Annotated in this window: 26 protein-coding genes; 16 read left to right on the forward strand and 10 right to left on the reverse strand. The window is 69.2% G+C overall.

The genetic code is table 11. The features are described 5' to 3' along the window. Positions 1–79 precede the first annotated feature (79 nt). The 3 genes from LR948_RS15165 to LR948_RS15175 form a co-directional block, all read right to left on the reverse strand. Complete coding sequence (locus LR948_RS15165; protein WP_232754927.1) at positions 80–628, reverse strand: hypothetical protein; 549 nt, start codon at positions 626–628, stop codon at positions 80–82. Between the two features lie 738 nt (positions 629–1366). Beyond that, positions 1367–2428, reverse strand: coding sequence for an ABC transporter ATP-binding protein (locus LR948_RS15170; RefSeq protein ID WP_232754928.1), 1062 nt, complete (start codon positions 2426–2428; stop codon positions 1367–1369). Between the two features lie 13 nt (positions 2429–2441). Then, positions 2442–3239, reverse strand: a complete 798-nt coding sequence (locus LR948_RS15175; RefSeq protein ID WP_232754929.1) for an IclR family transcriptional regulator — start codon at positions 3237–3239, stop codon at positions 2442–2444. Between the two features lie 138 nt (positions 3240–3377). Here LR948_RS15175 and LR948_RS15180 point away from each other — a divergent pair, with 138 nt between their 5' ends. From LR948_RS15180 to LR948_RS15235, 12 genes are all read left to right on the forward strand, one after another. After that, the gene (locus LR948_RS15180) at positions 3378–4637 is read left to right on the forward strand and encodes an ABC transporter substrate-binding protein (RefSeq protein ID WP_232754930.1); all 1260 of its coding nucleotides are present in this window, start codon (positions 3378–3380) and stop codon (positions 4635–4637) included. Positions 4638–4817: 180 nt separating this feature from the next. After that, positions 4818–5678 (forward strand): carbohydrate ABC transporter permease, encoded by an 861-nt coding sequence (locus tag LR948_RS15185; RefSeq protein WP_370634982.1) that lies wholly within the window; start codon positions 4818–4820, stop codon positions 5676–5678. A gap of 1 nt (position 5679) precedes the next feature. Continuing rightward, entirely contained in the window at positions 5680–6042 is a 363-nt protein-coding gene (locus LR948_RS15190; protein ID WP_232754932.1) for an MmcQ/YjbR family DNA-binding protein, read from the forward strand. After that, complete coding sequence (locus LR948_RS15195; RefSeq protein ID WP_232754933.1) at positions 6042–6890, forward strand: carbohydrate ABC transporter permease; 849 nt, start codon at positions 6042–6044, stop codon at positions 6888–6890. Before LR948_RS15190 ends, LR948_RS15195 begins: the two co-directional genes overlap by 1 nt. 16 nt (positions 6891–6906) lie before the next feature. After that, positions 6907–8247 (forward strand): alpha-glucosidase/alpha-galactosidase, encoded by a 1341-nt coding sequence (locus LR948_RS15200; protein WP_232754934.1) that lies wholly within the window; start codon positions 6907–6909, stop codon positions 8245–8247. Positions 8248–8419: 172 nt separating this feature from the next. Continuing rightward, positions 8420–10135 carry an IlvD/Edd family dehydratase gene (locus LR948_RS15205; RefSeq protein ID WP_232754935.1) on the forward strand — a complete coding sequence of 572 codons (1716 nt, stop codon included), beginning with the start codon at positions 8420–8422 and terminating at the stop codon, positions 10133–10135. Beyond that, positions 10135–10905, forward strand: coding sequence for an SDR family NAD(P)-dependent oxidoreductase (locus LR948_RS15210; RefSeq protein WP_232754936.1), 771 nt, complete (start codon positions 10135–10137; stop codon positions 10903–10905). Before LR948_RS15205 ends, LR948_RS15210 begins: the two co-directional genes overlap by 1 nt. Then, entirely contained in the window at positions 10905–11816 is a 912-nt protein-coding gene (locus LR948_RS15215; RefSeq protein ID WP_232754937.1) for a 2-dehydro-3-deoxygalactonokinase, read from the forward strand. Before LR948_RS15210 ends, LR948_RS15215 begins: the two co-directional genes overlap by 1 nt. Further along, positions 11813–12418, forward strand: coding sequence for a 2-dehydro-3-deoxy-6-phosphogalactonate aldolase (locus tag LR948_RS15220; protein WP_232754938.1), 606 nt, complete (start codon positions 11813–11815; stop codon positions 12416–12418). Before LR948_RS15215 ends, LR948_RS15220 begins: the two co-directional genes overlap by 4 nt. Positions 12419–12459: 41 nt before the next feature. Beyond that, positions 12460–14361 carry a beta-galactosidase gene (locus LR948_RS15225; RefSeq protein ID WP_232754939.1) on the forward strand — a complete coding sequence of 634 codons (1902 nt, stop codon included), beginning with the start codon at positions 12460–12462 and terminating at the stop codon, positions 14359–14361. A 443-nt stretch (positions 14362–14804) separates the two neighbouring features. After that, positions 14805–15581 (forward strand): SDR family NAD(P)-dependent oxidoreductase, encoded by a 777-nt coding sequence (locus tag LR948_RS15230; protein ID WP_232754940.1) that lies wholly within the window; start codon positions 14805–14807, stop codon positions 15579–15581. Continuing rightward, a complete protein-coding gene (locus tag LR948_RS15235) occupies positions 15578–16744 on the forward strand; it encodes an FAD-binding oxidoreductase (RefSeq protein WP_232754941.1) in 1167 nt (388 codons plus the stop codon). The genes LR948_RS15230 and LR948_RS15235 overlap by 4 nt, the downstream gene beginning before the upstream one ends. Positions 16745–16859: 115 nt before the next feature. Here LR948_RS15235 and LR948_RS15240 read toward each other — a convergent pair whose 3' ends face one another. Next, entirely contained in the window at positions 16860–17039 is a 180-nt protein-coding gene (locus LR948_RS15240) for a hypothetical protein (RefSeq protein ID WP_232754942.1), read from the reverse strand. Between the two features lie 2 nt (positions 17040–17041). Beyond that, positions 17042–17581, reverse strand: coding sequence for a hypoxanthine phosphoribosyltransferase (gene hpt, locus LR948_RS15245; protein WP_232754943.1), 540 nt, complete (start codon positions 17579–17581; stop codon positions 17042–17044). Positions 17582–17649: 68 nt separating this feature from the next. Between hpt and LR948_RS15250 the strand changes: the two genes are divergently transcribed. Then, positions 17650–18093: a type II toxin-antitoxin system RatA family toxin gene (locus LR948_RS15250; protein ID WP_232754944.1), complete on the forward strand. Its 444-nt coding sequence runs from the start codon at positions 17650–17652 to the stop codon at positions 18091–18093. A gap of 211 nt (positions 18094–18304) precedes the next feature. Here LR948_RS15250 and LR948_RS15255 read toward each other — a convergent pair whose 3' ends face one another. The 5 genes from LR948_RS15255 to ispD all read right to left on the reverse strand — a co-directional run bounded on the left by LR948_RS15255 (position 18305) and on the right by ispD (position 21758). Further along, entirely contained in the window at positions 18305–19483 is a 1179-nt protein-coding gene (locus LR948_RS15255; RefSeq protein WP_232754945.1) for an ammonium transporter, read from the reverse strand. Between the two features lie 194 nt (positions 19484–19677). Then, the gene (locus LR948_RS15260) at positions 19678–20145 is read right to left on the reverse strand and encodes a CinA family protein (protein ID WP_232754946.1); all 468 of its coding nucleotides are present in this window, start codon (positions 20143–20145) and stop codon (positions 19678–19680) included. Next, a complete protein-coding gene (locus tag LR948_RS15265) occupies positions 20142–20630 on the reverse strand; it encodes a phosphatidylglycerophosphatase A (RefSeq protein WP_232754947.1) in 489 nt (162 codons plus the stop codon). Before LR948_RS15265 ends, LR948_RS15260 begins: the two co-directional genes overlap by 4 nt. Further along, on the reverse strand, positions 20627–21106 hold the full coding sequence (gene ispF, locus LR948_RS19025) for a 2-C-methyl-D-erythritol 2,4-cyclodiphosphate synthase (protein ID WP_370634979.1): 480 nt from the start codon (positions 21104–21106) through the stop codon (positions 20627–20629). The genes LR948_RS15265 and ispF overlap by 4 nt, the downstream gene beginning before the upstream one ends. Next, positions 21087–21758, reverse strand: a complete 672-nt coding sequence (ispD, locus tag LR948_RS19030; RefSeq protein ID WP_370634980.1) for a 2-C-methyl-D-erythritol 4-phosphate cytidylyltransferase — start codon at positions 21756–21758, stop codon at positions 21087–21089. The genes ispF and ispD overlap by 20 nt, the downstream gene beginning before the upstream one ends. A 189-nt stretch (positions 21759–21947) precedes the next feature. Between ispD and dusB the strand changes: the two genes are divergently transcribed. From dusB to LR948_RS15285, 3 genes are read left to right on the forward strand one after another with little or no spacing between them, the layout of a single operon-like run. Further along, entirely contained in the window at positions 21948–22925 is a 978-nt protein-coding gene (gene dusB / locus LR948_RS15275) for a tRNA dihydrouridine synthase DusB (RefSeq protein ID WP_232754948.1), read from the forward strand. Then, entirely contained in the window at positions 22922–24007 is a 1086-nt protein-coding gene (locus LR948_RS15280; RefSeq protein ID WP_232754949.1) for a nitrogen regulation protein NR(II), read from the forward strand. The genes dusB and LR948_RS15280 overlap by 4 nt, the downstream gene beginning before the upstream one ends. Beyond that, positions 24007–25377 (forward strand): response regulator, encoded by a 1371-nt coding sequence (locus LR948_RS15285; protein WP_232754950.1) that lies wholly within the window; start codon positions 24007–24009, stop codon positions 25375–25377. The genes LR948_RS15280 and LR948_RS15285 overlap by 1 nt, the downstream gene beginning before the upstream one ends. The last annotated feature ends 142 nt before the right edge of the window (positions 25378–25519 follow it).

Genomic DNA, 25519 nt, shown 5'->3' on the forward strand with positions numbered 1-25519 from the left:
TTTCAGTGAGCACGTGCGCCGCGCTGGCGTGGGAGGCCCTCTCAGCCCCTATACGCCAATTTCGCTCCGCCCGCCCGGCTCACTCCGCGACCGCACCGCCCGCCCTGAGCGCCCGCGCCTGCATCCGCGGCATCCAGTCGTAGCGCGGATCCGCCCCCGGCGCGCCCCAGTAGAGCACCCCGCCGTGGCGCCAGGGATCAAGCAGCACGCCCTCTTCGAGCGGCGCGCCCCGGGCCGAGATCACCGCGGAATGGTGGATCACCCGGAAGCCCTCGGCGGGCGAGGTCGCCCAGTGCAGCTCAAGCGTCTCGAAGCCCTCCTGGCGGAGCCGGGTGATCATCGCCTCGGCCCAGTCGTTGCAGAGGCCCTTCTCGCGGAGCCCGTTGCGCACCTTGGCGTTATGGACCAGCGGCGAAGAGGTGACCTGCCAATCCTCGGCGAGCTGCAAGGGGTATTCATAAGCGATCCGCGCGGCGCGCTGCGCCTCCTCCGGGTCGACGCTTGGCCCGAGCGCCGCGATCTCCGCGGCAAGCTTCGGGATCTCGCTCCGGTCCGGTTCGGGCGCGCCCGCGCAGGCGGCCAGAAGCGCGAGGATCGGCAGGAGAAGAAGCGGCGCGAGGCGGTGCATGGGGGCTCCGGGGCAGGGGGCTGGCTCAGGAGTGGCCGGTTTTGCGGGGTGCTGCAAGAGGGAGGCTTTGCCGCGGTCGCTCCGCATCGCTGGGTGTTCCGGTCACGGCCAGGCACCCCCTTGCGCCCGAACAGCACCGAAGGTGCCGGGCGCGCGCCGGACCGGCCCCTTGGGCCGGCGCTCCTTGGGGTGGCGTGCGTAGCTCACCTCTAGTCCTGACCTTGCGTTGATAAAACGCATAGCCCCGAGGTCAGCAGCGCCGGCCCCCGGTCCGACGCGCGCCCTCTGGTGGGGTGTGCGGCGAGGGCGGTGGGCCTGTGGTGAGCAGTCGCAGCAGTCGCCCGAAGGCGGGCGCTTGTGGCGAGGGGAGGCAAGCCGCCTGGTCGCGCGCTGCTAGGGCCAGCATCCCGCGCAGCACTAGGCCCCTTACCGCCAGGCACCCCCTTGCGCCCGAACAGCATCGAAGATGCCGGGCGCGCGCCGGACCGGCCCGATGGGCCGGCGCTCCTTCGGATGGCGCGCTTAGCCTGTCGCTAGCCCTGACCTTGCTGGGATAAAGCGCCTTGCTCAGAGGTCAGCAGCGCCGGCCCCCGGTCCGGCGCGCGCCCTCTGGTGGGGCGTGTGGCGCGGGTGGTGGGCCTGTGGTCAGCGGTTGAGCATTGGCCCAGCAGCATCCCCGGCCCGACAGACCGCAACGGCAGCGCGACACCCCCAAGGCCCCGCGCCACCACCCGCTCTTCACCGCAGCCGCTGCTCGGTCTCTCCGTCGAAGAACAGCGCCTCGGCGGGGTCGAAGACCAGCCGCACCTCGGTGCCCTCGGGGATGTCCTCGTCCGAGCGGGTCTCGACCACGATCCGGGCGTCCTTGCCGTCGACGAGGTAGTCGTAGGCCACCCCGCCCAGCCGTTCGCGGATGTCGAGGCGCAGCGGCGACGAGCCTTCCTCGACCGACAGCGCCTGGGGGCGCAGGCCGACCAGCACTCGGGCGCCCTCGGCGGGCAGGGCGACCGAGGTCTCGATCGGCGTCTCGCCCAGAAGCGGGCAGGCCACCTTGCCGCCGGTCACCACGCCCTCGAGGAAGTTCATCGAAGGCGAGCCGATGAAGCCCGCCACGAAGCGGTTGTCGGGGTCGTTGTAGAGATGCATGGGCGAGCCGACCTGCTCGATATGGCCGGCGCGCAGCACCACGATCTTGTCGGCCAGGGTCATCGCCTCGACCTGGTCGTGGGTGACATAGATCATCGTCGCGCCGATCTCCTTGTGCAGGCGCGCGATCTCGACCCGCATGTCGACGCGCAGCTCGGCGTCGAGGTTCGACAGGGGCTCGTCGAAGAGGAAGACCTCGGGCCCGCGCACGATGGCGCGGCCGATGGCGACCCGCTGGCGCTGGCCGCCGGACAGCGCCTTGGGCTTGCGCTTGAGGTAATCGCCGAGCTTCAGGATCCGCGCCGCCTCGGCGACCTTCTCCTGGATCTCGGCCTTCGGGTGGCCGGTCATCTTCAGCCCGAAACCCATGTTCTCGGCCACGCTCATATGCGGGTAGAGCGCGTAGCTCTGGAACACCATGGCGACGCCCCGGTCGGCGGCATCGACGCGGGTCACGTCGCGGGCGCCGATGCGGATGGTGCCGTCCGAGGTCTCCTCGAGCCCCGCGATCATCCGCAGCAGCGTCGACTTCCCGCAGCCCGAGGGGCCGACGAAGACGCAGAACTCGCCTTCCTTGATGTCCAGGTCGAGCCCGTGGATGACTTCGACCTCGCCGTATTTCTTGACGGCCTTTTCCAGTGTGACGCCGCTCATCGGCTCCTCCTCCTCAAATCTCGGCTTTGTCGGGAAACTGCCAGGCCGCGGTGGCCTCGGCGATCTCCCGCGCGGTTTCGATCAGCCGGGGCTTCAGCCCGGCCAGATCCTCGAGCCCGCGCCGCTCGGTCGACGTGGTGATCGAGAGCGCCCCCATGACCCTGCCGCCGGGCGACAGGATCGGGGCGGCGATGCAGATGATGCCGGGCTCGTGTTCCTCGCGGTCGTAGGCGATGCCCTCGGCGCGAATCGCGGCGCATTCCTCCTCCAGGGCCTCGGCGCTGGTGATGGTGCGCGCGGTGTGCCGGAAGAAGGCCTGCAGGGGCAGGGCGGCGGCGCGCTCCTCCTCGGGCAGATGCGCAAGCATGGCCTTGCCGACGCCGGTGCAATAGCCCGGCCCGACCTTGCCGGCGGCCGAGAACATCTCGAGCGGCTGGCTGGCATTGCGCTTGTCGACGTAAAGCACCTGGCCGCGGTCGAGCTGGGCGAGGTGAATGGTCTCGCAGACCTCGGCCGAGAGCCGGTCGAGGAAGGGCCGCGCGATGGGCGCCAGCGAAGAGCGCGCCCAGGCCGCATGGGCCAGCCGCACCAGCCGCAGGCCCGGCGCATAGGCGCCGGTCTCGGCGTCGAGGCGCAGCATGCCCTGGTTCACCAGCGTCTGCACCAGCCGGTAGAGCGTCGCCTTGGGCAGCGGCGAGAGCGCCTGCAGCTCGGCAAAGCGGATCGGCGCGCCATGGGCGGCCACGAGGTCGAGCACGTCCAGCGCCTTGCCGACGGTGCCGTCGCCCTGCCTCGGTGAGATCGCGTTCATGCCCCTGTCTCCTCCCTCGTGCGGCCAGCACGTCCCGGATGGCCTGTTGACAGCGATACGACGAATCCCGCATAGTTTCAATAGTTGGACTCAAGTTTCAAATAATGAGACAAGGGTTCCGAGCTAAGGGAGGACTTCATGCTCAGAACGCAACTCACCGCGGCAGCCGCGCTGTCGCTGGCCGCGGGCGGCGCCTTCGCGGCGGCCCATGAGACCCCGCTCAGCGGGACGCTCACGATCTTTTCGGACATGTCGAACCCGGCGCCCCGCGCCGTGATGGAGGGCATGGCGCAGCGCTTCGACGAGATGCACCCCGATCTCGACGTCGAGCTGACGGTCATCGACCGCGAGGCCTACAAGACCCAGATCCGCAACTTCCTGACCGCCAATCCGCCCGACGTGGCGAACTGGTATGCCGCCAACCGCATGGCGCCCTATGTCGACGCGGGCCTCTTCGAGGATGTCTCGGACCTCTGGGCCGAGCCCGAGATCGCCGACAACCTGGCCTCGACCAAGGGCGCGATGACCATCGACGGCAAGCAGTGGGGCGTGCCCTATACCTACTACCAGTGGGGCGTGTACTACCGCGAGGACATCTACAACGAGCTCGGCCTGAGCGAGCCCGCCACCTGGGACGAGTTCAAGGCCAACTGCCAGGCGATCCTCGACTCGGGCAAGAAGTGCTTCACCATCGGCTCGAAGTTCCTCTGGACCGCCGCCGGCTGGTTCGACTACCTCAACATGCGCACCAACGGCTATGACTTCCACATGGCCCTGACGCAGGGCGAGGTGGAATGGACCGACGACCGCGTCCGTCAGACCTTCGCCAACTGGCGCGAGCTGATCGACATGGGCGCCTATATCGACAACCACCAGTCCTACTCCTGGCAGGAGGCGCTGCCCTTCATGGTGAACGGCGAGGCCGCCGCCTACCTGATGGGCAACTTCGCCGTGGCGCCGCTGCGCGAGGCGGGCCTGGGCGACGACCAGCTCGACTTCTACCAGTTCCCGGCGATCAACCCCGAGGTGGAACTGGCCGAGGACGCGCCGACCGACACCTTCCACATCCCCTCGGGTGCGGAGAACAAGGAAGCCGCGCGCGCCTTCCTGCGCTTCGTGGTCTCGGCCGAGAACCAGACCACGATCAACTCGGGCGGTGCGCTCGGGCAGCTGCCGGTCAACGCGCAGAGCTCGGTCGACGACGACGAGATGCTGAACCAGGGCTTCGAGATGCTCTCCTCGAACAGCCCCGGCGGCATCGCGCAGTTCTTCGACCGCGACGCGCCCGCCGAGATGGCCTCGGTCGCCATGGAAGGCTTCCAGGAGTTCATGGTCTTCCCCGACAACCTCGAGGATATCCTCCAACGCCTCGAGCAGGCGCGCCAGCGGATCTACTGATCCCGACGCGCCATCCGGGCGGCCCCGCGCGGGCCGCCCGCACCTTCGGGCGGCCGGGCCCCGCGCCGGGCCCGGCCCCGACGACGCCCTGAACGAGCGGAGCGGCTTTCCATGACCACGGCCACCCTTCCCGACACCCATGCCGACAGCGGCGGGCCCGGCTTCCTCCGGCGCCACCGCATGACGCTGGCGCCCCTGCTGTTCCTTGCGCCGGGCGTGCTGTTCTTCCTGGTCTACGTGATCTTCCCGATCTTCCAGAGCTTCCAGGTCTCCTTCTACCGCTGGGACGGCCTCGGCCAGCCCGAGTTCATCGGGCTGCAGAACTACCAGGAGCTGGCCACCGACCGGGCCTTCGAGGTCTCGCTCTGGAACAACATGAAATGGCTGGTGCTCTACCTGCTGGCGATCCCGGGCGGGCTGTTCATCGCGCTCTTCCTGAACCAGACGGTCGCGGGCATCCGCATCTACAAGTCGTTGTTCTTCTTCCCCTTCGTGATCTCGCAGGTGGTGGTCGGCCTGGTCTTCACCTGGTTCTACGACCCGACCTTCGGGCTGTTGAACACGCTTCTGGAGAGCATCGGCCTGCCGGCGATCAACGTCCTCGGCGACCCGACGCTCGCGACCTACGGGATCATCGCCGCGGGCCTCTGGCCGCAGATCGCCTATTGCATGATCCTCTATCTCACCGGCTTGAACGCCGTGGACCCCGAGCAGATCGAGGCCGCGCGTCTCGACGGGGCCAAGGGGCTCAGGATGCTCTGGCACGTGATCCTGCCGCAGCTGCGCCCGGCGACCTTCATCGCCTTCGTGGTGACGATCATCGGCGCGCTCCGCTCCTTCGACCTGATCTCGATCATGACCAACGGCGGGCCCTTCGGCTCCACCCGGGTCCTGTCCTTCTACATGTTCGAGAAGGCACTGTCGGAATACGGCTTCCGCATGGGCTACGGGGCGGCCATCGCGGTGGTGCTCTTCCTGATCATGCTCTGCTTCATTGCCTATTTCCTCTGGTCGATGTGGCGCCAGGAGCGGGGGCGCTGAGATGGCCGTGACCCGCCAAGAGATCGACGGCATCTGCGCCGCGCTGCCCGGCGCGGTGCTGGCCGAACCGCCGGGCCAGCTTCTGAGCTGGAAGGTCGGAGGCAAGATGTTCGCCTGTTTCGGCGACTTCGAGGACAGTGGCGGCGTGTCGGTGAAATGCCCCGACCTCGACACCGCCGAGATGCTGATCGAGGCCGGAGCCGCCGAGCGCGCGCCCTATTTCCACCGCTCCTGGGTGCGGCTCCCCTACGACCGGACCGCGCCCGAGGAGGCGCGCCACCGGCTCACCGTCTCTTATGACACCGTGCGGGCGGGCCTCAGCAAGGCCCTGCGCGCCACCCTGCCAAACCGGGAGGACGCCTGATGTTCCCGAGACCGATCCAGCAGGCCTCGCGGCCGGCCCAGATCACCTACCAGTCGCTGATCCCCGTGGCGCTTCTGATGTGGCTCCTGCCGCTCGTGGCCGTGGCGATCTTCTCGATCAAGCCCGACACCGACTTCACCGCCGGCAACTACTGGGGCTGGCCCTCGAGCTTCCAGGGGCTCGCGAACTACGGCAAGGTCTTCTTCGAAAGCGACATGCCGCGCTACCTGATGAACTCGGTGCTGATCACCGTGCCCACGGTGATCGGCGCGGTGGCGCTGTCGTGCATGACCGGCTTCGCGCTGGGGGTCTACAAGTTCCGCGGCAACCTCTGGCTGTTCTTCATGTTCGTCGCGGGCAACTTCGTGCCTTTCCAGATCCTCATGGTGCCGGTCCGCGACCTGACGCTGGACCTGGGGCTCTACAACACCAAGATGGGGCTGGTGCTGTTCCACGTCGCCTTCCAGACCGGCTTCTGCACGCTCTTCATGCGCAACTTCATCCGCGCGCTGCCCTTCGAGCTGATCGAGGCCGCCCGGGTCGAGGGCGTGGCCGAATGGCGGATCTTCTGGTTCGTCGTCCTGCCCCTGATGAAGCCCGCGATCGCGGCGCTCTCGGTGCTGATCTTCACCTTCATCTGGAACGACTACTTCTGGGCGGTGGTGCTGACGCAGGGCGCCGAAAGCCAGCCCGTCACCGCCGGCATCACCTCGTTCAACGCGCAATACCGCGCCGCCTATCACCTGATGAGCGCCGGCTCGATCGTCGCGGCCCTGCCGCCGGTCGCGATGTTCTTCCTCATGCAACGCCACTTCATCGCCGGCCTGACGCTGGGAGCGGTGAAATAAGACACCCGGAGAGACCATGACACGTATCGCCTTCATCGGCGCCGGTTCGACGATCTTCATGAAGAACATCCTCGGGGACTGCCTGCATTTCCCCGCGCTCGAAGGGGTGACCTTCGCGCTGATGGACATCGACGCGGGCCGGCTCGAGGAAAGCGCGCTGGTCGCGCGCAAGCTGATCGCCGCCTCGGGCCGCCAGGCCCGGGTGGAGACCACGCTCGACCGGCGCGCGGCGCTCGACGGGGCGGATTTCGTCGTCACCGCCTTCCAGGTCGGGGGCTACAAGCCCTCGACGGTGATCGACTTCGAGATCCCGCGCCAATACGGGCTGCGCCAGACCATCGCCGACACGCTGGGCGTGGGCGGCATCATGCGAGGCTTGCGCACCGTGCCGCACCTCTGGGACGTGGCCCGCGACATGGCCGAGCTCTGCCCCGAGGCGACGCTTCTGCAATACGTGAACCCCATGGCGATCAACACCTGGGCGCTCGCCGAGGCCTTCCCGAAGCTGCGCCAGGTCGGGCTTTGCCATTCGGTGCAGAACACCGTGGAGGAGCTGGCGCATGACCTTGAGCTGCCGAAGGACGAGATCCGCTACCGCGTCGCCGGGGTGAACCACGTCGCTTTCTTCCTCGAGCTGACCCATGGCGGGCAGGATCTTTACCCGCGTCTGCGCGACGGCTACCGCGCCGGGCGGCTGCCGAAGCCGCCGCTCCTGATGCCGCGCTGCTGGAACAAGGTGCGCTACGAGGCGATGGAGCACCTGGGCTATTTCTGCACCGAAAGCTCGGAGCATTTCGCCGAATACGTGCCCTGGTTCATCAAGTCGGGCCGCGAGGACCTGATCGAGGAGTTCAAGATCCCGCTCGACGAATACCCCCAGCGCTGCGTCGAGCAGATGGCCGACTGGTCCGCCCAGGCCAAAGCCTACCGCGAGACCGAGACCATCGCCTTCGAGAAGAGCCACGAGTTCGCCGCCGAGATCATCAACGCCATGGTCACCGACACGCCCTATCCGATCTACGGCAACCTGCCGAACCGGGGCCAGGCGCCGCAGCTGCCCAATGGCGCGGCGGTCGAGGTGCCTTGCATGGTCGATGCCAACGGCGTGCAGCCCACCGTGGTCGACGACATCCCGCCGCAGCTCGTGGCGCTGATGCGCAGCCAGATCAACGTGCAGGAGCTGGTGGTCCGGGCGCTGATGGAAGAGAACGTCGAACACGTCTATCACGCCGCCATGATGGACCCGCATACCGCCGCCGAGCTGGACCTGCGCCAGATCCGCGCGCTGGTCGACGACCTGCTGGCCGCCCATGGCGAGATGCTTCCGGCCTTTGCGCAAAGGCGCCGGGCCGCCTGAGGCCCGCGACCTTCGGCGCAAGGGCCGGGCCGGGCAGGGGCCGGACGCCCCGGCCTGGCCGGCTGAGTGACATTCCGCCCGCGCCCGATGTCCGGGCGGGCAAGACACGACAGGCCGCGGGGCCCCGGCACGGGGCTGCCGCCGCCACAGAAGAGCAAATGATGGGACAGAGATGACCAAGACCCGCCGCTCCGCCAACTGGTATGGCAAGCTCGACAAGGATGGCTTCATCCACCGCTCCTGGATGAAGAACCAGGGCTTCCCCGACCACGCCTTCGACGGCCGCTCGGTGATCGGGATCTGCAACACCTGGTCCGAGCTGACCCCCTGCAACGCCGGGCTGCGCGACCTCGCCGAGGCGGTGAAGCGCGGCGTCTGGGAGGCCGGCGGCTTCCCGGTGGAATTCCCGGTCATGTCGCTGGGCGAGACCCAGATGAAGCCCACCGCCATGCTGTTCCGCAACCTCCTGTCCATGGACGTGGAGGAATCGATCCGCGCCTACGGCATGGACGGCGTCGTGCTCCTGGGCGGCTGCGACAAGACCACGCCGGGGCAGGTCATGGGCGCGGCCTCGGTCGATCTGCCCTCGATCGTGGTCTCCTCGGGGCCGATGCTGAACGGCAAGTGGAAGGGCCGCGACATCGGCTCGGGCACCGACGTCTGGAAGTTCTCCGAGGCGGTGCGCGCGGGCGAGATGACGCTGCAGGACTTCATGGCCGCGGAATCGGGCATGTCGCGCTCGGTCGGGGTCTGCATGACCATGGGCACCGCCTCGACCATGGCCTCGCTTTGCGAGGCGATGGGCCTGTCGCTGCCCACCAATGCCGCGCTTCCCGCGGTCGATGCCCGGCGCAAGGCGCTGGCGCATCTGACCGGCAAGCGCATCGTCGAGATGGTCGAGGAGGACCTGCGGCCCTCGCAGATCCTGACCCGCGAGGCCTTCCTGAACGCGATCCGCGCCAATGCCGCGGTCGGCGGTTCGACCAACGCGGTGGTGCACCTTCTGGCCATCGCGGGAAGGGTCGGGGTGGACCTCGACCTTTCGGCCTTCGAGGACGGCTCCGAGGTGCCGCTGCTGGCCAACTGCATGCCCTCGGGCAAATACCTGATGGAGGATTTCTGCTACGCCGGCGGCATGCCGGTGATCCTCAACGAGCTGATGCAGAAGGGCCTTCTGGAGACCGCGCAGACGGTGCTGGGGCAGGACATCTCGGCCTATGGGACCGGCGCGGAATGCCACAACCGCGACGTGATCCACAGTTTCGACGCGCCGGTGAAACCGGCGGCGGGGCTGCGTGTCCTGCGCGGCAATCTCGCGCCCGACGGGGCCATCGTGAAGCCCTCGGCGGCCTCGGACCACCTGCTGGAGCACGAGGGCGAAGCCTATGTCTTCGAGAACATCGAGGAGCTGAAGGCCAATATCGACCGCGACGACCTGCCGGTCACGCCCGAGACCATCCTGGTGCTCAAGGGCTGCGGGCCCAAGGGCTACCCGGGCATGGCCGAGGTCGGCAACATGCCGATCCCGGGCAAGCTCGTGAAAGAGGGCGTGCGCGACATGATCCGTGTCTCGGACGCGCGCATGTCGGGCACCGCCTTCGGCACGGTGATCCTGCACGTCAGCCCGGAGGCCCAGGCCGGCGGCCCGCTGGCGCTGGTCCAGACCGGCGACCGCATCCGCGTCAGCGCCTCGAAAGGGCAGCTCGAGCTCATGGTCTCCGAGGACGAACTCGAGGCCCGGCGCGCGCGTTGGGCGCCTGAACCGCCGCGCTACGAGCGCGGCTACGCGAAACTCTATATCGACCACGTGCTGCAGGCCGACCGGGGGGCGGATCTCGACTTCCTCGTCGGCAAGGACACGCGGCCCGTCACCAGGGAGAGCCACTGATGAGCGACACCGCAACCTATCCCGACCTCAAGGACGCCTCGGTCTTCATCACCGGCGGCGGTTCGGGCATCGGCGCCGCGCTGACCGAGGGCTTCCTGCGCCAGGGCGCCAAGGTCGCCTTCGTCGGCCGCTCCGACGCCTCGGAGTTCGTCGAGGAGGTCACGGCTTCGACCGGCAACCGGCCGCTCTTCATCCAGTGCGACATCACCGATGTCGCGGCGCTGAAAGCCGCCATCGAGACCGCCGCCAAGGCGCATGGCCCAATCACCCGGCTGGTCAACAACGCCGCCAACGACCAGCGCCACAGCGCGCTCGAGGTCACCGAGGAGTTCTGGGACTGGTCCCAGGACATCAACCTCAAGGCCTATTTCTTCGCCTGCCAGGCGGTGATCCCGGGCATGCAGAAGGCCGGCGGCGGGCGCATCGTGAACTTCACCTCGATCAGCTACATGATGGGCAACGCGGGTTATCCCGCCTATACGACCGCCAATGCCGGCATCAACGGTATGACCCGCAGCCTCGCCCGCGAGTTCGGGCCCGACCGGATCGCCGTGAACGCGCTGGCGCCGGGCTGGGTGCTGACCCAGAAGCAGCTCGACAAATGGGCCGAGCCCGCCGCGCTCGAGGCGCATCTCGGCAAGCAGTGCCTGAAGGACCACCTCGGCCCCGAGGACATCGTGGCGCCGACGCTTTTCCTGTCCTCCGCGGCCAGCCGGATGATGACCGGCCAGGCGCTGGTGGTCGACGGCGGCGTGGTGGTGACGGGCTGATGGCGGCGCTCGACTGGATCGCGGTCGACTGGGGCACCTCGAACCTGCGGGCCTGGCTGATCGGCCAGGACGGCGCGGTGGCCGACCGGCGCAGCTCGGACCAGGGGATGAACCGGCTCGACCGGGCGGGCTTCGAGCCGGCGCTCCTGGACCTGGTGGGCGATGCCTTGCCCGCCGACCGGGCGGTGCCGGTGGTGGTCTGCGGCATGGCGGGCTCGCGCCAGGGCTGGGCCGAGGCGCCGTATCGCGCGGTGCCCTGCGCGCCGCCGGGCCTTGACGCCGCGACCGAGGTCGCGACCGAGGATCCGCGCCTCGCGGTGCGCATACTGCCCGGGATCAAGCAGGCCCAGCCCGCCGACGTCATGCGCGGCGAGGAGACCCAGATCGCCGGGATCTTCGCCGCCCGGCCCGAGTTCGACGGCACCATCTGCCTGCCCGGCACGCACACCAAGTGGGTGCAATGTTCGGCCCGCGAGGTGGTGAGCTTCCGCACCTATATGACCGGCGAGATCTTCGCGCTCCTGCGCGACGCCTCGGTGCTGCGCCATTCGCTCGGCACCGAGGGCTGGGACGCCGCGGCCTTCGACGCCGCGGTCTCGGACGCCATGTCGCGGCCCGCGCCGCTGGCCGCCAACCTCTTTTCGCTGCGCGCCGAGGCGCTCCTGGCCGATCTGCCGCCCGAGACGGCGCTGGCGCGGCTTTCCGGGCAGCTCATCGGCATGGAGCTCGCCGGGGCCCGCGCCTATTGGCTGGGCCAGCCGGTGATCGTCGCCGGCAACGGCGGCCAGGCCGAGGCCTATGCCCGCGCGCTCGAAGCCCAGGGCGCCGCCGTCGACCGGCTCGACGCCGAGGACATCACGCTTGCCGGGCTGACCGCCGCCCGGGCCCAACTCAGAAAGGCCGCATCATGAGCCGCAAGGTCATCGCCATCCTGCGCGGGATCACCCCCGACGAGGCCGTGCCGATCTGCGAGGCGCTGCTCGAGCAGGGCATCGACCGGATCGAGGTGCCACTGAACTCGCCCGATCCCTTCGACAGCATCGAACGCATGGTCGGCGCCTGCGGCGACCGCGCGCTGATCGGCGCGGGCACGGTGCTCGATCCGGCGGCGGTCGACAGGCTCGCGGGGATCGGCGCGGGCATGGTCGTCTCGCCCGACTGCTGCCCCGAGGTGATCCGCGCCACGAAAGCCGCGGGCATGCAATCCTACCCCGGCGTCTTCACCGCGACCGAGTGTTTCGCCGCTCTGCGCGCCGGGGCCGACGGGCTGAAGCTCTTTCCCGCCTTCAAGCTCGGCACCGACGGGCTCAAGGCGCTTGCCGCCGTCCTGCCGCCCGAGGCCGAGACCTATGCCGTGGGCGGCGTCGGCGCCGAGGATTTCGCCGACTGGCGCGCCGCGGGCGTGACCGGCTTCGGCATGGGCACCAGCCTCTACAAGCCCGGCTTCACCCCCGAGGAGGTCGCCCGGCGCGCCGCCCAGGTCGTCGCGGCCTGGGACGCGCTGCCCGGCTGATCCGTCGCCCCCCCCACATTCCCTGACCGCGAGAGCCCCCGATGCGCCGCACGCTTGGCACCTGCTATTACCCCGAACACTGGCCCCGCGAGATCTGGGAAGAGGACGCCCGGCGCATGGTCGAAGCGGGCCTCACCTGGGTCCGCATCGGCGAGTTCGCCTGGTCGCGGCTCGAGCCCGCACCGGGGCGCTTCGAGTGGGACTGGCTCGATACCGCCATGCATGTGCTGGGGCAGGCGGGGCTGAAGGTCGTCCTCGGCACGCCCACCGCCACGCCGCCGCGCTGGGTGGTCGACAAACACCCCGACATGCTGGCCCGCGACGTCGAAGGCCGCCCGCGCGGCTATGGCTCGCGGCGGCACTACTGCTTTTCGCATGAGGGCTACCTGGCCGAATGCCGCCGGATCGTGACCGCCCTGGCCGATCGCTACGGCCATCACCCGCATCTCGCGGCCTGGCAGACCGACAACGAATACGGCTGCCACGACACCGCGGTCTCTTATTCCGAGGCGGCGCGGGACGCCTTCCGCGACTGGCTGGCGCAGCGTTACCAGTCGGTCGAGGCGCTGAACCGCGCCTGGGGCAATGTCTTCTGGTCGATGGACTACGACAGCTTCGACCAGATCGAGCTGCCGAACCTGACCGTGACCGAGCCCAACCCGGCCCATAGCCTGGCCTTCCGGCGCTTTTCCTCGGACCAGGTGGCGCGCTTCAACCGTGTGCAGGTCGAGATCATCCGCGCCCGCTCCAAGGCGCCGATCTCGCACAACTACATGGGCCGCGAGACCGGCTTCGATCACTACAAGGTCGGCGAAGACCTCGATTTCGTGACCTGGGATTCCTATCCCCTGGGCTTTCTCGAGGACAGGGTCGGCGCGGATGCCCAGACCCAGCGCCGCTACGCCCGGCAGGGCGAGCCGGATTTCCAGGCCTTCCACCACGACCTCTACCGCGCCACGGGGCGGGGGCGCTGGTGGGTCATGGAGCAGCAGCCCGGGCCGGTGAACTGGGCGCCGCACAATCCATCGCCACTGCCCGGCATGGTGCGCTTCTGGACCTGGGAGGCCTTTGCCCACGGTGCCGAGGCGGTCTGTTACTTCCGCTGGCGCCAGGCGCCTTTCGCCCAGGAGCAGCTGCACACCGGCATGTTGCGCCCCGACAGCGCCGAGGCGCCGGCCTACGGCGAGGCGCAGCAGGTGGCCCGCGAGCTCTCCGCGCGCCCCGAGGTGACGGCGGCCCGCGCCCCGGTCGCGCTGATCTTCGATTTCGACGCGGCCTGGGCCTGGGAGGTGCAGCCGCATGGGGCGGGGCTGTCCTATTTCGACCTGGTGCTCGATCACTACCGGGCGCTGCGCCGGGCCGGGCTCAGCATCGACATCCTGCCGCCCGAGGGGGATCTTTCGGGCTATGCCATGGTGCTGGCGCCGGGGCTGAACCGCATGCCCGAGGAGCTGAAGGCGCGGCTGAGCGGTTGCGGTGCCGAGGTGCTGATCGGCCCCCGGAGCGGCGCGCGGGACGGCGAGTTCTCCATCCCCGTGCCGCTGCCGCCCGCGATGCCCGGGCTCGACCTGCGGGTGACCCGGGTCGAGAGCCTGCGCCCCGACATGCCCCTGCCGCTTGAAGGCGGCGGCGGCGCGACGCGCTACCTCGAGGAGATCGAGGGCGGGGCCGAGGTGGTGCTGGCCAGCGAGGCGGGCCAGCCCGTCGCCATGCGCGGAGGGCGGGTGCTTTACATGGGCGGCTGGGGCGATGCCGCGGCGCTCGATCGGCTGGTGGCCGGGATGGCCGCGCGCGCCGGGGTGGCGCTGCGGGATATGCCCGAGGGCGTCCGCTGCCGCGAGACCGCGACCGAGCGCTTCTGGTTCAACCACAACGCCGAGGCGGTGGAGGCCGAGGTTGGTGTCATCGGGCCGGCGGATTTCCTGGTGGAGGAGCTGGGGTAGGGGTGGCTTGCACCCTCAGCTTGGGCCTTTGGTGAGGGTGGCGGACGCGCTTTTTGCGGAAGCCCGCCAAGACCGGCGTTTGCATGAGTGCGATCGGTTGAATCTGGCTCCTCTTGCGCCCGAATAGCACCGAAGGTGCCGGGCGCGCGCCGGACCGGCCCGATGGGCCGGCGCTCCTTGGGCTGGCGTGCATAGCGTTTCTCTAGTCCTGACCTTGCTGGGATAAAGCGCCTCGCTCAGAACTCAGCAGCGCCGGCCCCCGGTCCGGCGCGCGCCCTCTGGTGGGGCGTGTCGAGAGGGTGCCGGGGTGGCCTGTGCGGGAGACGCGCCGGATCGATGTCCGGCAGCTCCGCAAGCCTCGCGCCTCCCCCCCAATCCCGGGCTTGCGCCCCAGGACGAGCCTGTCACAGTGGCGCAAAATTCCCCCATCAAGGAGCCGCCATATGCGAGAGACCGACCGCGCCGTGATCGTGACAGGGGCCGCCCAGGGCCTCGGGCTGGCCTGTGCCGAACGCTTCATCGCCGACGGCGACCGGGTGCTCATGGTCGACGTCAAGGAAGAGGCGCTGCTCGCCGCCGCGGACCGGCTGGGCGCAAACGCCGTCGCCCATGCGGCCGACCTCTCGACGCTGAACGCCGAGGGCGCGGCAGGGATCGTCGCCGCCTGCCGCGAGGCCTTCGGGCGCTGCGACGTGCTGATCAACAACGCCGGCATCATCGTCCAGGCCGATTTCGTCGACTTCCCCGAGGACGGCTTCGACCAGACCATGGCGGTCAACCTCAAGGCGCCCTTCCTGCTGGGCCAGGCCGCCGCGCGGGCGATGATCGACCAGGGCGAAGGCGGGGCCATCGTCAACATGTCCTCGGTCAACGCCGAGCTCGCGATCCCCAATACCGTCGCCTATGCCTGCTCCAAGGGCGGCATGAAGCAGCTCACCGCGGTCATGTCGATCGGGCTGATCAAGCACGGCATCCGCGTCAATGCCATCGGGCCGGGCACGATCCTGACCGACATGGTGCGCCAGTCGGTCATGCAGTCCGACGCGGCGCGCAACACCATCCTGTCGCGGACGCCCGCGGGGCGCTGCGGGGAACCCTCCGAGGTGGCCTCGGTCGCGGCCTTCCTCTGCGGGCCGGATGCCTCCTACGTGGTCGGCCAGACGATCTATCCCGACGGCGGGCGCATGGTGCTGAACTACACCGTGCCCGTGCCCGAGTGAGCGCGGCGCGCAGCTCCGGGACCACCCGCGTCGTCATCCTCGGCGGCGCGGCCATGGGCTCGTTCTGCGCCATGTCGCTGCGGGATCAGGGCTTCACCGGGCCGATCACCGTGGTCGAGCGCGACCCGAGCTATGCCCGCGCCTCGACGGCGCTCTCGGCGGCGGGGATCCGCACCCAGTTCGACACGCCGCTCCTGGTCGAGATGTCGCTTTTCGGCGCCGACTACCTGCGCCAGACGGGCGAGATCATGGCCTTCCGCGAGGAGGGCTACCTGGTCCTCGCCGATGCAGGCAGGGCCGAGCACCGCGCCCGGCTGGCCGAGATGCAGACCGCCACCGGCGCCGAGGTGGCGCTGCTCGACCGCGCCGAGCTCTCCCGCCGCTTCCCGCATCTGAACACCGGGGACCTGGCCTGCGGCACTCTCGGCACCCGGAACGAGGGTTGGTTCGACGCCTGGTCGATGCTGACCCAGGCCCGGGCGCGGGCGCGGGAGGCGGGCGTCGACTACCTGACCGGCGAGGTCACGGGGCTCGAAGCCCAGGCCGGCGCTGTAACGGGCGTGGTGCTGAAGGACGGCACGACCTTGCCCTGCGACTGGTGCGTCCTGGCCGCGGGCGCGCATTCCGCGCCGCTCGTCGCGGGCCTCGGGATCGAGCTGCCGGTCGTGGCCAAGAAGCGCACCGCCTTCGCCTTCCGCGCGCCGGTCGATCCGGCGGGGCTGCCGCTCACCTGCGATGTCTCGGGCTTCTGGCTGCGTCCCGAGGGGCAGGGCTTCATCGGCGGCATCCAGCCTCCGCCCGAGCGCGACGACCACCCGCCCGAGGACCTCGAGCCCGACCATGACCTGCTGCTCGACCTCTTCTGGCCCAACCTCGCGCACCGGGTACCGGCCATGGAGGAGCTGCGGCTCGACCGCACCTGGGCAGGGCACTACGAGATGAACATGCTCGACCAGAACGCGGTGATCGGCCCGCATGACCGCTTCGGCAACCTGGTCTTCTGCACCGGCTTCTCGGGCCATGGCGTGCAGCACGCGCCCGCGGCGGGGCGGGGCGTGGCGGAATGGATCCGCCACGGCGCCTACCGCAGCCTCGACCTCGGCCCGCTCGGCTGGGCGCGGGTCCGCGACGGGCAGCCGCTCTCCGAAGGCATGGTGTTCTGAAGGCGGATCGCCTCGGGCGGTGAGGTTTGGGGCAGGGGGCGCCGGTCACGCCGTGTGCGCGTCATGCCCAAACCCTCCCGAAGGCCGCACGACAACGCCTGCCAAGCCCCCGCGCCTAGCGCGACACCCGGTTCGGCGGCGAATAGGCCTCGAAGGTCAGCGCCTCGGGCCAGCCGATCCAGCGCTCCACCGCGTAAAGCGCCAGGCAGATCCCGACGATGCCCAGCAGGATCTTCACCTGCTTTTCGCTCTTCGGACGTTGCGCCCAGAGCCGCATCCTCAGAAGCCAGCGCATGCTCACTCCGTGAAGCGGACCTTGCCGATGAAGCCCAGGTTGCGGTTGCGCTGCGCGTAGTCGATGCCGTAGCCGACCACGAATTCGTCGGGGATCTCGAAGCCGATCCAGTCGGCGCGGATGTCCACCTCGCGGCGCGTCGGCTTGTCGAGGAGCGCGATGGTCCGAAGCTGCCGGGGCGCGCGGCTTTCCAGAAGCTTGATGACGTGGCTCAGCGTGTAGCCAGTGTCGACGATATCTTCGACGACCAGCACGTCGCGGCCCTCGATGCCGGTGCGCAGGTCCTTCAGGATCCGCACCTCGCGGCTCGATTCCATCGCATCGCCGTAAGAGGAGACTTCGAGGAAATCCACCTCCACCGGCAGGCCAAGCTCGCGGACGAGGTCCGCGATGAAGACGAAAGACCCCCGCAAGAGGCCGACCACGACCAGCTTGTTGGTGTCCTTGAAGTCCTTCTCGATCTCTTGCGCCAGCGCCTCGATGCGCGCCGCGATGGCCTTGGCCGAGATCATCTCGTCGATCACGTAACTAGGTTGGGACATCTCGTTCCCTTGATTTTGTCTCGCCTCTATACGACATGACGAGCGGTTGTCACCAGCGGAGCGAGGCAGTGCCAAAGCATTCCGAAACCAAGACTTTGCCCTATGCGGCGGACGATATGTACCGGCTCGTCGCGGATGTCGAATCCTACCCGGACTTCCTGCCATGGTGCGCCGCCGCGCGCATCCGCTCGACCGAGGAGAAAGCCGACAGAAAGGTCATGCTGGCCGACCTGGTGATCTCGTTCCGGGTCTTCCGCGAGCGTTTCGGCAGCCGGGTGACGCTGTTCCCCGAAGACCGCAAGATCGACACCGAGTATCTCGACGGGCCGTTCCGCTACATGGAGAGCCGCTGGGCCTTCCGCGACGTCGAGGGCGGCTGCGAGGTCAGCTTCCACGTCGATTTCGAGTTCAAGAACCGCATCCTGCAGGGCGCGGCGGGGATGTTCTTCTACGAGGCGATGCAGCGCATCGTGCGCGCCTTCGAGCGCCGGGCGGCCGAGCTTTACGGCTAGGGCCGGGGCTTAGCTTTGCGGGCTGGGCTAAAGCGTGTGTTTGGGCCCGCGAAGCGCGCGGGGCAGGGCGGCGCTGGGTAGCCTTGCCTGAGACGCGAGATGAAGGCGCCGGACAGCCTCACGCTGCAAGACCCCATCGATTACCCTCTGAGCCAAAGAAAAAGGCGGGCCGCTTGGACCCGCCTTCTCGCCGTTCGCTGTGTGTGGGGCCTCAGCTCGCCACGTCGTAGGCCCGCTCGCCGTGCACCGAGATGTCGAGCCCGTTGTGCTCGTCCTCCTCGGTGACGCGCAGCGGCGTGATCGCCCGGCAGACGATGACCAGCACCAGCGTCACGACCAGGGTGAAGACCCCGACGATCACCAGGCTGCCGAGCTGCGCGGCCCAGCTGCCCGCGCCGAAGGCCGCGATCATCACCGTGCCGAAGATGCCGCCGACGCCGTGCACCGCGAAGACGTCGAGCGTGTCGTCGATCTTCAGGCGGTTGCGGATCAGGTTCACCGCCTCCTGGCAGAGGATGCCCGCGACCGCGCCAATGATCAGCGCCTCGACGGGGCCGACGAAGCCCGAGGCCGGGGTGATCGAGGCCAGGCCCGCGATGGTGCCGGTGACCATGCCCACGAGGCTCGCCTTGCCGAACTTCAGCTTCTCCCAGAGCGCCCAGGTCAGCGAGGCGGTGGCCGCCGAGATATGCGTCACCGTCAGCGCCATGGCCGCGCCGCCGTCGGCGGCGAGCTGCGAGCCGCCGTTGAAGCCGAACCAGCCGACCCAGAGCATGGCCGCGCCGATCATCGTGTAGCCGGGGTTGTGCGGCGGGATGGTGTTCTTCTTCCGCGGCCCCAGGAAGACCGCGAGGATCAGCGCCGCGATGCCCGCGGTCTCATGCACCACGATGCCGCCGGCGAAGTCGCGCACGCCGATCTCGCCGAAGATGCCGCCGTCGGCCAGCATGCCGCCGCCCCAGACCCAGTGCACCACCGGCGCGTAGCACAGGAGCATCCAGAGCCCCGAGAACAGCAGCACGAAGCCGAAGCCCACGCGCTCGACGTAGGCGCCGACGATCAGCGCGGGCGTGATGATCGCGAAGGTCATCTGGAAGGCGAAGAACAGCACCTCGGGCAGGGTGCCCGACAGGCTGTCGGCGGTGACCCCGCTGAGGAAGACCTTGCCCAGCCCGCCCCAGAGCGCGCCGCCGTCGCCGAAGGCGATGGAATAGCCGAAGGCGAACCACAAGACGCTCATCAGGCAGGCGATGGCGTAACAATGCATGAAGACGCTGAGCACGTTGCGGGCCCGCACGAGCCCTCCGTAAAACAGCGCCAGCCCCGGCAGCGTCATGAACAAGACAAGCGCGGTGGCGGTGATGATCCAGGCGGTATCCGCTCCGTTCATTGGTCCCTCTTCCTCCGTTGACCTCGGTGGCGGCGGAGAAAGCGGAAAAGCGCTGCGCGAAAAAGCGGCAGGGGGCCACGGGGGCGCTGAAAACACGGTCATTTTGCGAAATGCGCCGAATTTGAGCGCAAATCATGGGCAGGCGCCCGTTTTATGGGCGGTTTGCGAAGGGTTCCGCGCGGGCGCCGGGGTGGTCAGTCGAGCGCGGCGATCAGGAGCCGCAGCGCGTGGTCCACCGTGGCGCGGCGCACCTCGGCGCGGCCCAGGGCGCCGAAGTCCACCGTCTCGCTCCGGGTGCCCTGCGGCGTGGCGAGGCCAAAGCAGACCCGGCCCTCGGGCTTGTGCTCGGAGCCGCCGGGCCCCGCGATGCCGGTGACCGAGACCGCGAGGTCGGCGGCCGAGCGGGCGAGCGCGCCCGCCGCCATCTCCTGCGCGACCGGTTCGGAGACCGCGCCATGCGCCTCGAGCGTGGCGGGGGCGACCCCCAGCATCTCGGTCTTGGCGGCGTTGGAATAGGTGACGAAGCCCCGGTCGAAGATCGCCGAGGAGCCCGCCACATCGGTGATCGCCCCGGCGATCAGCCCGCCGGTGCAGCTTTCCGCGGTGGCCAGCACCCGGCCTTCGGCGCGGGCGCGGGTCATGAGCTCCTCGGCGGCACTCATAGCAGCACCAGGTGCCAGGCCGCGCCAAGCGCAAAGGTCGCGAGCGCCGCGAAGACCCCGGCGATCAGGTCGTCGAGCATGACGCCGAAGGGCGTGCCCATGCGGTCCGCGCGGCCCACGAGCCAGGGCTTCCAGATGTCGAAAAGCCGGAAGAAGAGCAGCCCCGCGACCCAGCCGGGCCAAAGCGCCAGCACGTCCGCGCCGGTGAAGAAGGCCCCGTAACCCACTGGAAAAAGGGCAATCCACTGGCCCGCCACCTCGTCGATCACGATCTCGGAGGGGTCGTGGTCCTCGCGGCCCGCGGTCTCGCGGGCGATGGCCCAGGTGCCAAGCGGCACCAGCAGAAGCGTGGCGATCAGTGTCAGCGCCAGCCCGCCGAGCTCATAGAGCGCGAAGTAAAGCGGCAGGGCGGCCAGCGAGCCCCAGGTGCCCGGCGCGGGGCGCAGGTGGCCGACCCCGAAGAGCGTGGCGATCAGCGCGCTCATGCCGCCACCAGAGCGGCGGTGGCAAGCGCCGCGATGCCCTCTTCGCGGCCGGTGAAGCCGAGCCGCTCGGATGTGGTCGCCTTGACCGAGACGCGGGCTGCGTCGAGCATCATCAGCTCCGCCATTTTCGCTTGCATATCAGCGCCATGCGGGCCGATCTTCGGGCGCTCGCAGATCAGCGTGACGTCGATATTGGCGATCCGGTAGCCGCGGCTGGCCGCCAGTTCGACCGCGTGGCGCAGGAAGATCTCGCTCTCGGCGCCTTTCCACTGCGGGTCCGAAGGCGGGAAGTGCCGGCCGATGTCGCCCTCGGCCAGCGCACCGTAGATCGCATCGGTCACCGCATGCATGCCCACGTCCGCGTCGGAATGCCCGTCGAGCGCGCGGTCATGCGGCACCCGCACCCCGCAGAGCATGACGTGGTCGCCCTCGCGAAAGCGGTGCACGTCGAAGCCGTTACCGAGCCGGATGTCCATTCTGCCTCTCCAGGATGTCGCGCGCGCGGTCGAAATCGCCGGGCGCGGTGATTTTCAGGTTGTCCTCGGCGCCCGCGACGATGGCGACGCTGAGGCCTGCGGCGCGGGCCACCTCCACGTCGTCGGCGGCGGTGCCGTCATGGCCGCGATGGGCCGCCAGGATCTGCGCGAAGCGGAAGCCCTGGGGCGTCTGCGCGCGAAACAGCCCGTCGCGCGGCTGGGTGCCGGTGACCCGCCCCTCGGCGCCGGTCCAGAGCGCGTCGGTGACCGCCAGAGCCGGGGCCGCGCCATCGGAAAAATCGAGCGCGGCCAGCACGTTGTCGATCACCTCTGAGGTGACGCAGGGGCGCGCCACGTCATGGATCAGCACCCGGTCCGGCGGGTCCGAAGCCAGCGCCTCGAGCCCGGCGCGGACCGAGGCGGCGCGGCTCTCGCCGCCCGCGACCAGCTCGGCGCCGAGGCCCGAAAGCTCGCGCGCGGCCTGGTCCATGTCCTCGGGATGCACCGCCACGATGCGCCGCGCGGCAGCGGCGAAGCGCCCGACGGTCCAGCGCGCCACGCTCTGGCCCGCCAGCGCGCGCCACTGCTTCGGCACCGGTCCCCCGGCGCGGGCGCCGCGTCCCGCGGCCACGATGATCACGGCGTAGTCCATGCGCTTCCCTTTCCCCAAGGCCTTCATTAAGAGACAGCCCGTGGCTTCGCAACGCCAGCGCAATTGCCCAAAAATTGGGCGCTCGCCCGGTTTTGCGGCGGCTCCGCCCCCCGCAGGCCCCCCGCAGGCGTTGAATATGCGCCGTGGCGGGTTTAGCCCAGATCCATGCACAACGAATAGGCATCCGGCGTGAACCTCGGAGAGACCCGCATCGACATTCCCGTGTTCCTGGCCCCGCTGGCGGGAATCACAGATCTGCCCTACCGCGCGCTGGTCTCGCGGTTCGGCGCCGGGCTGGTGGTCAGCGAGATGGTCGCGAGCCAGGAGCTGGTGCAGGGCAAATGGGCCACCCGCGAGAAGGCGGAGCTGGGCTTCGGGCTCGAGAACACCTCGGTGCAGCTCGCCGGCCGCGATCCCTACTGGATGGCCGAGGCGGCGCGCTTCGTGGAGGCCTCGGGTGCGCGCATCGTCGACATCAACATGGGCTGCCCCGCCAAGAAGGTGGTCGGCGGCTACTCGGGCTCGGCGCTTCTGCGCGACCTCGATCACGCGCTGCGGCTGATCGAGGCGGTGGCGGGCGCAGTCTCGATCCCGGTGACGCTGAAGACCCGGCTCGGCTGGGACCACGACTGCCTGAACGCCCCCGACCTGGCCCAACGCGCCGAAGGGGCAGGCGTGCGGATGATCGTGATCCACGGCCGCACCCGCTGCCAGTTCTACAAGGGCGCCGCCGACTGGGGCGCGATCCGCGCGGTGAAAGAGGCGGTCTCGATCCCGGTGGTGGCCAATGGCGACATCACCGACAGCACGCGGGCGCGGCAGGCGCTGGCGCTTTCGGGCGGCGACGGGGTGATGATCGGCCGCGGCGCGCAAGGCCGGCCCTGGCTCCTGGCCGAGGTCGCCGCCGACCTCCAAGGTCAGCCGCAGCCCGCACGCCCCGAGGGGCAGGAATTTTCCGACATGGTATCAGAGCATTACGAGGCGATGTTGAGCTTCTACGGCGCCGATCTGGGCCTGCGCGTCGCGCGCAAGCACCTGGGCTGGTACATGGATCATGCGGGCACGCACGGGGCGCTCCGGCGCGAGATCCTGACCGCCCGCAGCCCCGCCGAGGTGCTCTCGGGCCTGCCGCAGGCGCTGCTCGGCGCCGAACGGGTCGCGGCATGAACACCGCGCTCGCCCTCTCGCTCTGGTCCTCGCTTCCGGTGCCGGCGCTTCTGATCGACGCCTCGGACAATATCGCCGACATGAACCCCGCCGCCGAGGGCTTCATGAACAACTCGGCGAAATGGATCGTCGGCCAGCCGATCTGGGACCGTCTCGCCGTCGACGCCCCGATCGAGGAGAGCTTCCTGCGCGCCCGCCGCAACGGCACGCCGCTTTTCGTCAACGACGTCGACGTTGGCACCGGCTCGCGCCCGCCGCTGGTCTGTTCGCTGCATATCGCGCCCTTGGCAGGGCAGCCCGACTGGATGGTGGTGCTGATTTCCCCGCGCGAGCTGGCGGGCCGGATCACCCAGAGCCATTCGGTGAAATCCGCGGCGAAATCGGCGATCGGCATGGCCGAGATGCTGGCCCATGAGATCAAGAACCCGCTCGCCGGCATCACCGGGGCGGCGCAGCTTCTGTCGATGAACCTCGAGGCCGAGGACCTGGAGCTCACCGACCTGATCGTCAGCGAGACCCGGCGCATCGTGAAGCTGCTCGAACAGGTGGAGCAGTTCGGCAACCTCTCGCTGCCGGAACGGCGCGCGGTCAACATCCACGACGTGCTCGACCGGGCGCGGCGCTCGGCGCTTCTGGGCTTCGGCGGGCATATGACCATGATCGAGGATTACGACCCCTCGCTGCCCCTGGCCCATGGCGACCCCGATCAGCTTCTGCAGGTGGTGCTGAACCTTCTGAAGAACGCCTCCGAGGCCGCCGACCCCAAGGAGGGCGGGCGCATCCGGCTGCACACCTTCTACGAGCACAGCTTCCGGCTGCGGCGCTCGGACGGCTCGGGCCAGCTTCTGCCCTTGCAGATCGAGATCATCGACGACGGCCCGGGCCTGCCCGAGGACATCAAGGGCGACATCTTCGACCCCTTCGTCTCGGGCAAGGAGAACGGCACCGGGCTGGGCCTGGCGCTGGTCTCCAAGATCGTCTCGGACCACGACGGCTGGATCTCGGTCGAGAGCGTGCCCGGCCGCACGCTCTTCCGCATCTCGCTGCCGCTGGCCCCCAAACACGCAAAGGAAGGTGAGTGATGGATGGCACGGTTCTGGTCGCGGACGACGACCGCACGATCCGCACGGTTCTGACCCAGGCGCTGACCCGCGCCGGCTGCAAGGTCCATGCGACCTCCTCGCTGACGACGCTGATGCGCTGGGTGGCCGAGGGCAAGGGCGACGTGGTGATCTCGGATGTGGTCATGCCCGACGGCAACGGGCTCGAGATGCTGCCGAAGATCGCCCAGGACCGGCCCGACCTGCCGGTGATCGTGATCTCGGCGCAGAACACCATCATGACCGCGATCCAGGCCGCCGAGGCCGAAGCCTACGACTACCTGCCGAAGCCCTTCGACCTGCCGGACCTGATGAAGCGCACCGCCAAGGCGCTCGACAACCGCAACCGCGCGCCGCGCCGCGACGAGCCGGCCGAGAACGCCGACGGGCCGGACGAGCTGCCGCTGGTCGGCAAGACGGCGGCCATGCAGGCGCTCTACCGGCTGGTCGCCAAGGTGATGAACACCGACCTGCCGGTGCTGATCTCGGGCGAGTCCGGCACCGGGAAAAGCCTCATCGCGCGGGCGATCCACGACTTCTCGGACCGCCGCACGCTGCCCTTCGTAACCGTGACCGGGGCGGATCTGTCCGACCTCGAGGGCCCGGCGCGGGTGCTGGCGCGGGTCAAGGGCGGCACGCTCCTGATCGACGAGGTGGGCGACATCGACGACGAGGTGCAGGCGCGCATCGTGCGGATGATGGATGTGCCCGGAGATCACGCGCCGCGCTTCATGGCCACGAGCCAGGGCGACCTCGGCATCGAGGTCGAAGAAGGCAAGGTGCGCCGCGACCTCTACTACCGGCTCTCGGGCGCGACCATCCAGGTGCCGGCCCTGCGCGAGCGGGTCGACGACATCGCGCTTCTGAGCGAGCATTTCCTGTCGCGCATCGAACGCGAGGGCGGCACCCAGCGCTGGCTCTCCGAGGAGGCGGGCGAGATCTTCCGCGCCTATTCCTGGCCCGGCAACGTGCGCCAGCTCGAGAACACCGTGCGGCGCCTGTCGCTGACCAGCCGCGCCGAAGAGATCACCCGCACCGAGGTCGAGGCGGTGCTGGGCAACCAGCCCGAGACCGGCCCGATCCTGAAAAGCGGCGAGGGCGAGAAGCTCGGCACCTCGGTGGCGCGGCACCTGCGGCGCTACTTCGACCTGCACGGCAACATGCTGCCGCCGCCGGGCCTTTATGCCCGCATCCTGCGCGAGGTCGAGGCGCCGCTGATCGAGATCGCGCTGGAGGCCACGGGCGGCAACCAGGCGAAATGCGCCGACCTGCTCGGAATCAACCGAAATACGCTTCGCAAAAAGATCACCGACCTCGATATCCGCGTGACACGCCGCCGCAAATTGATGTAAACCGGCAACATAACCGTGGCGGCGCTGCCCCTGGCAGCGGTCAGACCACAAGATATGGCGGTTGGCCGAGCAGATCGGCCGTAAATCACGAGGGGCGGCTGTGGCCACTCGGGCACGGAACTGGAGCTGGGCGCGTATGGCC

The sequence above is a fragment of the Roseivivax sp. GX 12232 genome (assembly GCF_021272185.1).
In the GTDB taxonomy this organism is placed as follows: Bacteria; Pseudomonadota; Alphaproteobacteria; order Rhodobacterales; family Rhodobacteraceae; genus Roseivivax.